The sequence below is a fragment of the Mycobacterium sp. D16Q13 genome (genome assembly GCF_002013375.1).
Classification (GTDB): Bacteria; Actinomycetota; Actinomycetes; order Mycobacteriales; family Mycobacteriaceae; genus Mycobacterium.
The window spans coordinates 41,515-54,685 of sequence record NZ_MAEW01000005.1; the positions used below are offsets into that span (position 1 = coordinate 41,515).

Below are 13,171 nucleotides of genomic sequence, written 5' to 3' on the forward strand. Positions count from 1 at the left end.
TCACTCTACCTTCGTAGTGGGCGGGCGCAGGAACTCACGCACGAGCTCATACACCACATCCGGGCATTCCAGATGCACGAAATGTCCACCGCCATCGATGATTTCAACGCTGCGGTCGGGCAGATCGGGGCGCGCAGACTCTACCAGTCGCGGCGTCATGCACCCGTCAGCACGACCATGCAGATAGAGCAGTGGGGTGCGTGCGCCGTCCAGGAGGGATCGTTGGGTCTTCCAGTACTTCCGCGCCGGAACCAGGGCCCGCCCGATGTTTGCGCGGTAGTAGCCGATGACTGCCCTGCGGTTCCCCTTCTGGAGCATCGCCTCACCGGTGTACTGCAGATCGGCGTGCGCGTCGTATCCCGGCGACCACCGCCGCCAGTACAGCCGAAGTAGCCAGGGCAACAACAACTCCGGCAGTACCGGGACCTGGTGGAACAACGTGTACCAGCTCATCAACAGCTGACGCCCGAGTACACCTGGCCAGCCGATCGGCCCGATCGAGGCGAAACTGGAGCCGAGAACCTCAAACGGTGGCACGGCCATGGTGACGATGCGGGCAAACGGCGACAGGCCGCTGCGGGCGAGGGCATTACCGACCAGCGCGCCCCAGTCGTGGCCGATGTACACCGCGCGCTCGTCACCGCCCAGCACTGTGTGGATGTCGATGATGTCTTGCATCAGCGCACCCACGCCGTACTCGGCGTCGGCCGGGATTTCACTGGGCGAGTAACCACGGGTGAACGGCGCCACCACGCGCCACCCGTCCGCGGCCAATCTCGGGCCCAACAGACGCCAGGTGTGAGCAGAGTCGGGAAAACCGTGTCCGCAGATCAGCAGCGGACCGTCGTGCGGACCCCAGGACAGGGCCTGCAGTCTGACATTGGGCAGGTCCAAGGTCAGGACGGAATCAGCGGCCACTACACGTCCGTCGCTACAGGGTGCCGTCAGCAGACGTCGTCGTCGCCACACCCAACGGATCGTTGATCCGAGTTGCCTCGTCCCGAATCAGCCCCCGCAACAGCGTGGTGCTGAACTCCACAGCGATCTCCTGAGCGCTGCGGCGACCACTCGGATTGAGCCACCGATAGGAGCCCAGAACCATTCCGATGTAACCGAGCGCCATGACATGCGAGTCGCACTCGACGAACTCGGAGCTGGCGATGCCCCGCTCGATGATGTTCTGCACCCGCTCCTGCACCATGTCCTCGCGCTTGCGGATCTCGGCGACCTGCTCGGGTGAGAGCCATTCGGAAAGGAACGGGTTCTCCTGGAAGTACACCGCCCCCTGTTCGCGGTTCGAGAAGATGAGCGCGAGCATGCGGCTCGTGCATTGATACAGCGACTCACGCGCGGACCATCTCGGATCGTCCTGCAGGCAGGCCAGCGTCTCCTCGGCGGCCTTGAAGTAGATCTCGTACAGGATGAGCGCCTTCGAGGCGAAGTAGTGGTACACCGTCGCCTTGTTCAGGCCAGCGACATCGGCGATATCGTCCATCCTGGTGCCGTGATAACCGCGCGCCGCGAACAACTTGGACGCCACCGCCACCAATTCCTCGCGGCGGCCAGCACGGCGCTGCGAGGAATTGCCTGCCTTCGAGGCAGCGGGGACCGGTTGCATGGTGCCTCACTATATGCGCAGGGTTTCCCACGCGGACGGAATCCCGATCAACTGGTTGGATTAGTGAGGCCCGATGTTCGCCGGCTCTGTCGCCAAAAGCACGTTAAGCTGCCTGCGTCCATCGCTCCTCCGACACCGGTAGGTAACCACATGATCAGTGGCCTGCGGGCCATGGTGGCACGCGATCCCGCCCAGCAGCATCGCGCAGCCACCCCGCTAGAACTGCTCTTCGACCTCGTCTTCGTGGTCGCGGTGTCCCGTGCCTCCGGAACCCTGCACCATTTCTGGGCCGAAGGTCATTTCGCCGAGGGACTCGCCGGGTATGCGATCGGCTTCTTCGCCATCTGGTGGGCCTGGATGAACTTCACCTGGTTCGCCAGCGCCTTCGACACCGACGACTGGCTCTACCGGCTGACGGTGATCGTTCAGATGGCCGGGGCGCTCACCGTCGCGGCAGGTGTCGAGCGCGCGATGACAGGCGCCGACTTCGGCATCGCCATCGGTGGCTACGTGCTCATGCGCATCGCCGCGGGCAGTCAATGGGTGCGTGCCGCCATCAGTGATCCCACCACGCGTGCCACCTGCCTGCGCTACGCGGCCGGCATTACCGTCGTCCAGGCGGCATGGGTCTGCTGGGGGCTGTTCGCACCGGAGCATCTGCGCATACCACTGTTCGTGGTGATCGCACTGGCCGATATGTCGGTGCCCGTGTTCGCCGAGCGCGTGGCCCCGACTACGTGGCACCCCGAGCACATCGCGGAGCGCTACGGACTGTTCACCCTGATCGTGCTCGGAGAATCGATCCTGGCCTCGGCGAACTCGATCATCGGCGGCGCCGAGGAAGCCGATCACACCGGCACCATGATCGGCATCGCGGCGTCGGCCTTGCTCATCGTGGCCGCGGTGTGGTGGATCTACTTCGATCAGGAACAAGAGTGCAAGGACACGTCCCTGCGGTCGACCCTGCTGTGGGGTTACAGCCACTACTTCATCTTCGCCGCCGTTGCCGCGCTGTCGGCGGGATTCGAGATCGCCGTCGACGAGGGGCTCGGCAAGAGTCACCTAAGTCCCACCGTTGCGGCCTTCACGATCACGGTCCCGTTCGCCATCTATCTGGTGCTGGCGTGGCTGGTGCTGCTCCTGCAACGCCGCGACACCATCCTGAATATCGGGCTACCGGCGATTGCCGTTGTGGCAGTGTTGGTTTCATCACTGCCACACCCGTTGTACTGGCTGGCCGGGTTGGCGGCACTGGCCGCCGCACTGGTGACCTGGCGCCGGGTCGAGGACACCGAAGCCCATTAGCTCGGCTGCGGAACTTCTTGTGGTTCCGGAACTTCTTGTGGTTGCACGATCGGACAGATCTGCTCCAGGGTCGCCATCGCGTTGACAGCGCGAACCATCGCGTCGTTCTGGGAAGGCAATATCTCGGTTACCGACGTGACAGCGGAGAGCTGATCCGCATACTGGTCGGCGGCAGCCGCCGCATCGGTGGCGCGAGTGCGCACCAGGTCATCGGTCGTACCCGCTGCAGCATTGCGAAGTACCTCTGCAATCGCACGGTTCCGGGTGGCGCCGACCTGACTGGCCGACTGCCCTTGGGTGTACGTCATCTGTTGGATCTGTTGACGCGCCTTATCCACCGAAGAACAGTCATGCGGTTCGGCAGCCGCCGACACCGGCACAACCACGGCGACAGCCGACATGAGAACCACCACTAGCGCACTACGCGACACGAACAAATGCTACGACGTCAACGCCGACTACGCCGAGTGGGAACCTGGCACACGGTCGTTACCGCCAGGCGGCCGTGATCGAGATACTCCATGCCCCATGTTCGCCAAGGAAGCCCCATAAGGTTCTAGAACAAGCCCTCAACGACGAAGTGACGTGATGGAGGAAGCCCTCCATCACGTCACCGTCGTTGACTTGCCCTGTCAGAGCAAGGGATTCCTTACAGCGCCTTCAGCTCCTCGATGACCGCGGACACCGACTTCTTGGCATCCCCGAATAGCATCGAGGTCTGCGGCTGGAAGAACAGCGGGTTCTCGATACCGGCGTAGCCCGAGCTCATCGAGCGCTTCAGCACGATCACCGAGCGCGACTCGTCGACGTTCAGAATCGGCATGCCGTGAATCGGGCTCGACGGGTCATTGCGAGCCGCCGGGTTGGTGACGTCGTTGGCGCCGATCACGATGGTGACATCGGTCCGGTTGAACTCGCCGTTGATGTCGTCCATTTCCTTCATGGCGTCGTACTCGACATCGGCCTCGGCCAGCAGCACGTTCATGTGGCCCGGCATGCGGCCCGCGACCGGGTGAATCGCGTACTTGACCTCAACACCCTTGCTCTCCAGCAGGTCCGCCATCTCCTTGACGGTGTGCTGGGCCTGCGCGACGGCCAGACCGTAACCGGGCACCACGATGACCTGGTTGGCGTAGGCCATCTGGATCGCGGCATCGGAAGCCGATGTGGCCTTGACCGTGCCCTGCTCGGCCGAGCCACCCGCAGCCGGGGTGTCACCGCCACCGAACGAGCCGAACACGATGGCCGGAATCGACCGGTTCATCGCGACAGCCATCAAGTTGGTCAGGATCGAACCGGACGCGCCGACGATCATGCCCGCGACGATCATGGCGGTGTTGTTCAGTGCCAAACCTGCTGCGGCGGCGGACAAACCGGTCATCGCGTTGAGCAGTGAGATGACCACCGGCATATCGGCGCCACCGATCGGGAACACCACGAACAGACCCATCACACCGGCGAATGTCAGCACCGCGACGATCCACCACACGGGCAGACCCGGGTGCAGCCCGATGTAAACGGCAGCACCGACGGCGGCCAGCAGCAGCACGATGTTGGAGGCCTGGAAGAGCTTGGCGGAGGCGACGAGCCGCTTCTCGACGTTTTTCGGAATGGACTCCTGCAGCTTGGCGAAGGCCACCAGCGAGCCCCAGAACGACACCGAGCCGATGACCGCGGCGAACAGCGACCCCACTACCAGCGCGACGGTCGGCGACTGGTCCGGCTTGAACTCCGAGAAACCCTTGGTTTCAATGAATTCCGACCAGGCGATAAGTGCCACGGTGCCGCCGCCGACGCCGTTGAACAGCGCCACCAGCTGCGGCATGGCCGTCATCTTGGTCTTCAGCGCGGGCGGGATACCCAGCGCGACACCGATTCCCAGACCGGCGCCGATAAGAATCCAGTCCAGCGTGGTGGCCGTCTCGCTGACCTTGATCAGCGTGGCGAGCACCGCGATACCCATACCGACGGCGGCGATCCAGTTACCGCGCACCGCGGTCTTGGGTCCGGTCAGCCCGGACAGGCCGTAGATGAAGAGGGCGAATGCGGCGATGTAGAGAACATCGACGATGTAGTTGAGGCTCTCAGAAGTCACTTGACTGCCTCTTTCTGCTGCTCAGACTGTGCTGGCTTCTTCGACTTGAACATGCCCAGCATGCGATCGGTCACCAGGAAGCCACCAATCACGTTCAGGGTTCCGAAGATCAGCGCGACGAACGCGATGATCCGGGTACCCCAGCTGGCATCAGCGGGCAGATTGCCCAGCACGATCAACGCACCCAGCACGACGATGCCGTGAATGGCGTTGGTGCCCGACATCAGCGGGGTGTGCAAGGTGTTGGGCACCTTGGAGATAACGGCGAACCCGACGAACCCGGCAAGCACTAGGATCGCGATGTTGGCCAGCAGCTGTCCATACATGACTAGGAGACCTCCCGGGTAACGCAGGAACCCGCGACGATCTCGTCATCGAAGTCCGGCGCCAGGGCACCGTCCTTGATGAGGAGTTCGAGGACGGACGTGATGTTCTTGGCATACAGCTCGCTGGCGTGTTCGGGCATGGTGGCCGGCAGGTTCAGGGGCGAGACGATGGTGACGCCGTGCTTGACGACGGTCTGGCCCGGCTCGGTGAGCTCACAGTTGCCGCCGGTCTCGCCGGCGAGGTCGACAACCACCGAACCCGGCTTCATCCCTTGAACGGCGGCGGCGGTCACCAGGCGCGGAGCGGGGCGTCCCGGCACCAGTGCGGTGGTGATGACGACATCGAATCCCTTGATGGCATCTTCGAGTGCCTGCTGCTGCTTCTGACGCTCCTCGTCGGTCAGCTCGCGGGCGTAACCGCCCTCGCCGGCCGCATCGATCCCGAGATCAAGCCACTGGGCGCCGACCGAACGAACCTGATCGGCCACCTCGGGGCGCACGTCGTAGCCGGTGGTGCGGGCACCGAGGCGCTTGGCGGTGGCCAGAGCCTGCAGGCCGGCCACACCGACGCCGAGGACCAACAACAGCGCGGGCTTCACGGTCCCGGCGGCGGTGGTGAGCATCGGGAAGAAGCGGGTCGATTCGGAAGCCGCTACGAGCACCGACTTGTAACCGGCGACATTGGCCTGCGACGACAGCGCGTCCATCACCTGTGCGCGAGAGATACGCGGAATGGCTTCCACCGCAAAGGCTTGCACGCCGGCACTCTTCAACGCGCCGATGCTGTTATCGGCATTGCGAGGCGCCAGGAAGCCGATGAGGGTCTGCCCCTCGCGCAGGCGAGCGACCTCGGCCTCCGATGGCGGTGCCACCTTCACCACGATGTCGGCGGACCAGGCGTCACCGACCGTCGCGCCGGCTTCAGTGTAAAGCTCGTCAGGCAGTAGCGCGCGCTCTCCGGCGCCACTTTCTATGACGATGTTCACACCCTTGCCAATCAGGCCGGCGATCGACTTCGGTACCAGCGCTACGCGGCGCTCATCCTCACCCGACTCTCGGACAACTCCGATAGTGACTGGTTGATCGGTCATCTACTCGCCCTTCACCCTGTGGTGCAGCATGCCGACGGATACTAAGGAAAGGCATGCTTGTTAACAAGTCTTCCGTTTTTGTAAATGCTGCAAAGGTAGTTAACCAGGGCAATGACCGTAACTGTTGCCGGGTGATGCCGAAGCCGGTGAGTACGTCTTGGGCCGGTCGTTCGCCAAAGGGCTCGCAGACCAGCACGCGGTCGTGCAAAGCCGGTTCGTCGTGGTCATAGCCAGTTCACGATGCGAGGTCATACAGTCACGAGCCCGATGTCGACACAACCTTGCATCAGGGTCTCGGAACCGAATGCTGCGATCGGCCCGACAACACCGGTGGCTGGATGGGTCCCGGACGCGAGACGCTGGGCGCCCCAGGCGAGCAGTTCGCCGGTGAGGTCGTAGATGCTGGGTCCTTCGAGATGGACCTCAGCCAGTTGTGTGGTCTCTGACGAGGCGAGGGCAACCACGTGGGTACGGGTCCGGCTGCGTTCGGTCGCGTCGGGGCCGCCCGGTCGCCCGATAGCGGGGCGGGTGATCAGGTCGACGAGTGCGCGGCCGCCAGGGATCCGCAGCGTCGCCGCGGTGATCGCCGATCCGATGGTGGCGGCGCGGGCCAGAGCGGGAAACCATCCGTTGTAGACACTGACATTGGCGAGGGTGGGGAAGGCCTCGGGCAGGTGCACGACCTCGGTGCCTGAGACGAGGAATCCGGATCGGCGGCGGCCTCGGACGGTGAAGGTGTGTGTCGCCGAAGCGGTGCGTTCCTCGATCAGCCGGTGATCACGCCAGCGCGCCGAGGGCAGCGTCTGCCCGTCGCGCATCGTGGTGCGTGTGCCCTGGCTTAGGCCGCGCCATAGGGGTCCGGTGGCGAAGTAGCCGATATCGACCGAGCGGGCGGCCGGACCGGCTTCCTCAAGCGCGAGGGTTCCGGCGAGCACGCCGGGAACGTAGTCGTACCCGAACCCGGGGACCATCACCGATCCGTTGGCGCGAGCGCGGGCGTCCAGCCTTTGGCGCAAAGTTAGCGCGAAGCCGACCTCGCCGCTGGAGTCGAGGTAGTGGGCGCCCACCTCGGCGGCTGCCTCAGCGACCGCGTACCCGTAGCGTTCGAAGGGGCCGACGGTGCTAATCAGCACGTCACCGGCGCCGACAAGACCGGCGACGCTCGCGGCGTCGGTGACATCGACCCGCAGGGAGTCCAACCCGCCGTGGCGTTTGGCGAGCGCCGCCACCGCGGCCTCGTCGCGTCCGGCGAGCACGGGTTTGATTCCCCGAGCCCGCAGGGACTCCAATACAAGCGCGCCGGTGTAGCCGGTGGCTCCTAGCAGAACGATGCGGGCGGTCATGCTGTGGTGTCTCCTAGTTCGTGAGGCGTGGCGAGTTCTTCAGGGAAGGCAGGCCGGTTTGTTCGTTTGGTGAATACAACGGGCACTTAATGTGACCAATGGTCATGTGACCACTGGTCACATTAGGATAAGAATGGCAGTTAGTCAACAACCGCCCATACGAAGGGGCCCTGGTATGCCGACGGGAACATGGGAGCGACTTCCGGCCCCGCGCCGTGCCGCAGTGGTGGCAGCGGCTGAGGCCGAATTCGCTACGCGCGGATTCAGCGCGGGTAGCCTCAACACGATCTGTCGCAACGCGGGGGTGTCCAAGGGCAGCCTGTTCCAGTACTTCACCGACAAGGCCGACCTCTACGTCCACCTCGCCGAGCTATCCAGTGAACGCGTTCACGCCGCGATCGACGCCAAGGCGCGCACTCTGGACTGGGCCACCGACTTCTTCGCCTCACTCGAAGCGTTGCTCAACACCTGGGTGCGCTACTTCTACGATCACCCACTCGAACGCGCGATGACCGCAGCGGCCAATCTCGAACCCGACTCCGCGGCCCGCGTCGCTGTCCGCGAGAGCGTCGACCGCCACTATTTGGCCGTGCTCAAACCCCTGCTCGACCACGCCGCCCGTACCGGCATCCTGTTGCCCACCGCGGACCTCGAGGCCCTGCTGGCACTGCTGCTGCTGCTGCTGCCCCACCTGGCACTGGCCCCACATTCATCCGGCCTCGACCCCCTCTTCGGCCTCGCCGAAGGCGATGCCGACCACGCCGCCGCAACCGCCAGTCGACTGCTCGCCACCCTGCTTGGTCCGCATCTGACCATTGCCCCCTGAGCTGGGATTTTGCATCCTAGATCGACGGCCTCGACGACACGCCCGAAATCTCGTCAAAGCGGCCAGGCGTGTCTTGTCAATCTGCGCTGCATCTCGACAGCCAGGTCTGCAGGGATGGGGCCTCGACCGTGCGCCATTCGGCCTCGTGGTCAAACATGATGAGCTGTCCGGGGACTCCTTGGTAGGGCTTGCGATTACGTTGAAGGGTGTGGCCGTCGCCGGTGAGGTCGACACAGATGTTGTCGCCGCCACCGTCGTCCAAGAATGGGACCCAGTCTTCGCTCCACCATGTCTGCTCGATCCAGCCGGGTTCGCCATGGAGTAGGTCGCGCATCATCTCGACTGTCCCGATGATCTCTTCCACCGACATCAGTGACCATGGCCCGTCGATCCGGACGTTCACGGCGCCGTCGAGGGTGCCGTTGTGCCAGGCGAGCAGGTCCCGCAGTATCGGCGTCAGTGGCTGACCGACCACTGGTTCCAGCTCGTCGAGCTGCTCGGCGCTCGCCCCGGGGGCAAGGGCGGCAAGCAAGTCCGGGTGGGCATTCTGCAGCGTAGCCTCAAGTCGCAGTATTTAGTCGCTGTGGCTCATCGGCTCAACCCCTAGCCCCTTCATTCGACGGTGGGGACCGACCCATGTCGCGGTCGGTTCACTGCTTGGCGAACGTGACGGCATGAACTGGAACTGGTTGGTGGGTGTTAGCCGCGCATCGCGGTCACTGCGGTGCGGAACAGCTGTTGCAGGTCAGCGTCATCGACACCTGCTGTGCCTGCGGCTGACACCACGTGGGTGGCGTCGAGTTGCGCCTGGTAGATGGTGGTCGTGTCTTGGGTCTGTTCCTGCCCGGGTTCGGTGCTGTGCGTGCTCACGCGAGCGCCCAGGGTGAACACACTGCCGGCGACGGGAGGGGCCGGTATCAGGTCGACGATGGCGTCCTATTTTCCGGGTATCGACACGGTGAATGTGGCGCAGGCGGGCGGCACAGAACGCGGTGGGATGGGGGAGGGCGTCTCGATGCCGGTCGCCATGAGCAACTGTTGGCCGTCGTTGAAGGCGACCACGAGGTCCGTTCTGCTGCCGGCTATGCGCCGAACGCTGTCGGGGGCGGTGCGCACGCACTCCGGTGGTGTGACGACGGCATTGTTGATGAGGTCGTTGGCCGAGTCTTTGAGCAGCCGGTCCGGAATGATCGAGGCAACGGAGGCCTTGGGTACCGGGCTGTAGCCCGGCGGAAGCTGGTTCCTAACCGCCTCAATCCGGGAGATGTCCATCCCCGGGGACGCCACGGCTACGCCGGAAGCCAACACCATTGGCACGCCAGCTACCAGCGCCGCGATGCGCCCCACCCATGATTTCATCTGCGCCATCGCCATGGTCCCCTCCCTCAGAACGGCATCCGCGGCGTTGGCACACCGCGGCCCCCACCGCAAATGACGGTGAGCGTCACGCGCAATCGTTGTGGCGGTGCAGCGGTCGGCGCGCGTGTCGGGCGGTGACGGCGATCACCGAGCCTGTGTTAGCTGTCGCGACCTTGACGGTTTCCTGTTGACGGGGTTGGGTAATTGTGTCAATCTTCGCGGTAGAGGCGAAATGTGAAGGTGGCCGGGTGGCTTGACCGGATTTCGCGGGGGAAGGTCACTGTATGGGTGGCGGTCTGGGGACTTTCCGTCCCTGTGTTACCGGGTTATCGGTGTTCGCTACATCTGTTGCTTCTTGCGTTTTTCCGGCGGGCGTTGCGAATTCAGATCCGCAAGCGATGCCGGACAGGTGGACGCAGTTCGTCACCGATGACGGCTGGGTGGTCGATGTGAACACCACCAATGAGGTGATCAACCACATCGACAACCTGGCCGGGGGCCTCCAACTCGTGGCAGGCCCGCGTCACGCTGCGCTCAGAAGCGCGAGTGAGTGGTTCTGGTGAGGCCGTGATTCAGGACGCCCAGCTGGAGTCTGGGTACTTCGTGGGGTGCCGTACCGATTCGTCGCCCGGCGTGGAGGTCGGCACCGATATCGGGATTGATCCGTATCAGCAGATCAACGGCAAGGTCGAAACTGTTGCGCGGTAATATCTTTGACGGATCATGGACATCCGCCTGCACGAACGTCACGGCATCACCGGCCTCGGCGGCCAGCACCCGCGCCTCACGTATGGCATCGTCGGAGAAGTCGAGTCCCGTCACGGTGGCGCCCAGACGGGCCAGTGAAATGGTGTCAGTACCGATATGGCATTGCAGATGCACCGCGTTCTTGCCCGCGATATCGCCCAACACCGGCAGGTCGAAACGGACGACTTCGGAGAGCAACAACCGATCTTCGACGAACGCCTGAACCTGGTATCCGGACCCGTCACGGGCCGCATGAATCGCGGCCCGCTCGTTCCAGTTGGCGCGATTGGCACCTAGCCAACCATCCATCTCACCCATGGTTGCCATCCTATGGGCGCGAACAACCTATTTAACGGTCGCTACCGCACGGGCTACTGCCTGTCCGGATTCTATTATCGTGCAGTCGAATCCGAAATCTTCGCGACAGGGTCCATCACGTTCTATGACTATCACAGCTTGCCGGTCCGCAGGTCTTGACTACTCTTCAAAATTGCTGCGTCCAGACTCCAGTTTTCCGGTTGCACCCGCTCCCACAGGCTGCCCTGCCCGCGCTCCCTGCCCAATTCCTCCTCACGTGCGAACCACTGCTCAGCTGTGCGGATCCTATTCGGGTGGATTTCATCCAGCAGTGCGTAATCACGTGTGACGATTCCGTCTTTCCACAGATTCCAGAAGCCGGTGAAGTTGTCGCGGAATGTCATGGTGCTTGGGTCATGCGGGTCCGCGTTGTATCCGGCGGGACGGTCAGCCATGCCGCCGAGTGGCCCTTGCCAATAGGCGTCCAGATCGGTGTCTACGTACCGCGCGGGATGCCCGGTGACCTCTTCGAACGCCCGAGCAAGCTCGCTGTACGGAATGTGGTCGATGGCCACTTCGAGGTCCATGCCATTGGACCGGTCGGTGTTGTCGAAGAGCCACCGGACGTAATAGCCGCAATCTTCAAGCGAGACATGGGGTACCGCTCCATTGCCGAGTGGAACACGCCAGGTGACGATGCCGTCCTCCACTGTGGGCGCCATGGGTGTCAGCGGCGAGATCGTCATCTCGATGTACGGACCCGACGTGAAGATGGCCGCACCCATCCGCTCGGCGTTCGTCTGATTCTGAAGCAGAATCCATTCTGCGATGCGCCCCTTACCGTCATAGTGACCGACGCGGTACGTGGAGTCGTAGCCTGCCTTCTTGAGCCCGTAGTCAAGATTTCCGTACACGAGGAACTTGATCCCCTCCTCGATTGCGATCTCGTACGCGCGGATCGCCCAGTACATCTCGGTTTTCTCGCCGGTATTGAATCCGTCGATGTTGATGAACGCACCGTCGCATCCGCGAAACCCTTCTCGGAGAATGGTTTCGTCGGCAAAGGTGCCCTCAAGGGCCGAAGTATTTCCCAATTCCAGCAGCGCTCGTGCCCGCGCACTCGCGGCATCGCGGGTGAGGAATCGGACGGAATACTGCTTGTCAACTACGAGGGCCTGCGCGACGGGAATGCCCTGGGCACCCGTGGCCCCGATCATGAAGATCTTTGAGGTGGCATGTGATGGCATTGCGACGTACTCCTTATGGTGTATATGCAACATTTGGGATGACTATGGGTGGACCATGTTGATCGTTAATCGCCGGGCAGCAGACCGATATTGGTCGCCAGGGTACGGACGGCTTTGACCCCACCGGATCCCAAGAGCTGCGCAGCCTCTTCTTGCGCTCGCCGCCATTCGGGCATCACGGTCTCGACCTTTTCACCACCCGATGAAGTCAACGCGACCTCGCGCACTCCCTTGGCGTCCGACGACACGGCTTCTACCCAGCCGCGCCTGATCAACAGACTCAGGTTGCGACTGACGGTCGAGCGTTCCAGTTGCAAGACCTCGCCGATGCGTGCCGGGGAGCAGGGACCGATCTTGCCCAGCGCTGCCATGAGGTTGATTTGCGCAATGCTCACACCATGGCCCTCGAGGGCGCGATCGTAGACGCCCGTAATGGCCCGGCCGAGCAGCCGGACGCGGACCGCCAGGCAGTTACTCGCGATCTCGTCGACAGCGCCAGTGACCATGAGACCATTGTTGCATATACATCATTGGTAGGCAATGAAGCAGGAAACTCCTTGCGGTTACCCCACACTCGCCGGTCGCGGGCCACTGTTCGTCCTGTGGCCCGCGACCGGCAAGTGATCACGTCAAGAATGTGGGCAATCCATCAAACCCGGGTGGTCTCCGACTCGCCCGATTGCAGGCCCCGTTCGGGCTCATCCCTGAACGTGGCGTGTTTCCGTGCGGGCAGTTTCTGGGGCCACCAGAACCATGGTCCGAGGATTCTGGCCAGTGGCATGACCAGGAACAGCCGGACGATCATCATGTCGAAGATCAGTCCGATGCAGATGGTGGATCCGGCCTGGCCGATGTTGACCACGTCGCTGGAGAGCATGGCCAGCATGGTGCCGGCTAGCACGAGGGCCGCGGTGACG

General features: G+C 63.4%; 15 protein-coding genes and 2 pseudogenes. 3 read left to right on the top strand and 14 right to left on the bottom strand.

Features of this window, described 5'->3' with window-relative positions:
• Nucleotides 1–918, bottom strand: coding sequence for an alpha/beta fold hydrolase (locus tag B4400_RS06735; RefSeq protein ID WP_078306959.1), 918 nt, complete (start codon nt 916–918; stop codon nt 1–3).
• A 13-nt stretch (nt 919–931) separates the two neighbouring features.
• A complete protein-coding gene (locus B4400_RS06740; RefSeq protein ID WP_139360017.1) occupies nt 932–1,618 on the bottom strand; it encodes a TetR/AcrR family transcriptional regulator in 687 nt (228 codons plus the stop codon).
• A 150-nt stretch (nt 1,619–1,768) separates the two neighbouring features.
• Here B4400_RS06740 and B4400_RS06745 point away from each other — a divergent pair, with 150 nt between their 5' ends.
• Nucleotides 1,769–2,923, top strand: coding sequence for a low temperature requirement protein A (locus B4400_RS06745; RefSeq protein WP_078306957.1), 1,155 nt, complete (start codon nt 1,769–1,771; stop codon nt 2,921–2,923).
• Here the strand turns inward: B4400_RS06745 and B4400_RS06750 are convergent.
• From B4400_RS06750 to B4400_RS06770, 5 genes are all read right to left on the bottom strand, one after another.
• Entirely contained in the window at nt 2,920–3,354 is a 435-nt protein-coding gene (locus B4400_RS06750) for a hypothetical protein (protein ID WP_502688385.1), read from the bottom strand. The genes B4400_RS06745 and B4400_RS06750 overlap by 4 nt on opposite strands.
• Nucleotides 3,355–3,572: 218 nt before the next feature.
• Nucleotides 3,573–5,018, bottom strand: a complete 1,446-nt coding sequence (locus B4400_RS06755; RefSeq protein WP_078306955.1) for an NAD(P)(+) transhydrogenase (Re/Si-specific) subunit beta — start codon at nt 5,016–5,018, stop codon at nt 3,573–3,575.
• Nucleotides 5,015–5,344 (bottom strand): NAD(P) transhydrogenase subunit alpha part 2, encoded by a 330-nt coding sequence (locus B4400_RS06760; protein ID WP_070937948.1) that lies wholly within the window; start codon nt 5,342–5,344, stop codon nt 5,015–5,017. Before B4400_RS06760 ends, B4400_RS06755 begins: the two co-directional genes overlap by 4 nt.
• A gap of 2 nt (nt 5,345–5,346) precedes the next feature.
• On the bottom strand, nt 5,347–6,435 hold the full coding sequence (locus tag B4400_RS06765) for a Re/Si-specific NAD(P)(+) transhydrogenase subunit alpha (protein WP_070937947.1): 1,089 nt from the start codon (nt 6,433–6,435) through the stop codon (nt 5,347–5,349).
• A 248-nt stretch (nt 6,436–6,683) separates the two neighbouring features.
• Nucleotides 6,684–7,778: a saccharopine dehydrogenase family protein gene (locus B4400_RS06770; protein ID WP_078306954.1), complete on the bottom strand. Its 1,095-nt coding sequence runs from the start codon at nt 7,776–7,778 to the stop codon at nt 6,684–6,686.
• 175 nt (nt 7,779–7,953) lie between these two features.
• On the opposite strand from B4400_RS06770, the gene B4400_RS06775 reads away from it, so the two are divergent.
• A complete protein-coding gene (locus B4400_RS06775; RefSeq protein ID WP_078306952.1) occupies nt 7,954–8,604 on the top strand; it encodes a TetR/AcrR family transcriptional regulator in 651 nt (216 codons plus the stop codon).
• Nucleotides 8,605–8,680: 76 nt separating this feature from the next.
• Here the strand turns inward: B4400_RS06775 and B4400_RS06780 are convergent, their stop codons facing one another.
• From B4400_RS06780 to B4400_RS06790, 3 genes are all read right to left on the bottom strand, one after another.
• Entirely contained in the window at nt 8,681–9,136 is a 456-nt protein-coding gene (locus B4400_RS06780) for an SMI1/KNR4 family protein (protein WP_170914935.1), read from the bottom strand.
• A gap of 167 nt (nt 9,137–9,303) precedes the next feature.
• Nucleotides 9,304–9,474, bottom strand: a complete 171-nt coding sequence (locus tag B4400_RS24585) for a hypothetical protein (protein ID WP_170914936.1) — start codon at nt 9,472–9,474, stop codon at nt 9,304–9,306.
• 66 nt (nt 9,475–9,540) lie between these two features.
• On the bottom strand, nt 9,541–9,978 hold the full coding sequence (locus tag B4400_RS06790; RefSeq protein ID WP_078306945.1) for a DUF5642 family protein: 438 nt from the start codon (nt 9,976–9,978) through the stop codon (nt 9,541–9,543).
• Nucleotides 9,979–10,247: 269 nt separating this feature from the next.
• Between B4400_RS06790 and B4400_RS24840 the strand changes: the two are divergent.
• Nucleotides 10,248–10,650, top strand: a pseudogene (locus B4400_RS24840) (MspA family porin); the annotation flags it as partial.
• 48 nt (nt 10,651–10,698) lie between these two features.
• Here B4400_RS24840 and B4400_RS24845 read toward each other — a convergent pair.
• The 4 genes and pseudogenes from B4400_RS24845 to B4400_RS06810 all read right to left on the bottom strand — a co-directional run.
• Nucleotides 10,699–11,037: pseudogene (locus B4400_RS24845) on the bottom strand (class I SAM-dependent methyltransferase); the annotation flags it as partial.
• A 122-nt stretch (nt 11,038–11,159) separates the two neighbouring features.
• On the bottom strand, nt 11,160–12,254 hold the full coding sequence (locus B4400_RS06800) for an NmrA family NAD(P)-binding protein (protein WP_078307029.1): 1,095 nt from the start codon (nt 12,252–12,254) through the stop codon (nt 11,160–11,162).
• A 65-nt stretch (nt 12,255–12,319) separates the two neighbouring features.
• Entirely contained in the window at nt 12,320–12,760 is a 441-nt protein-coding gene (locus B4400_RS06805) for a MarR family winged helix-turn-helix transcriptional regulator (RefSeq protein WP_078306943.1), read from the bottom strand.
• Nucleotides 12,761–12,903: 143 nt separating this feature from the next.
• Nucleotides 12,904–13,171, bottom strand: a 268-nt coding sequence (locus tag B4400_RS06810; protein ID WP_170914938.1) for an MMPL family transporter, incomplete at its 5' end; no start/stop codon positions are given.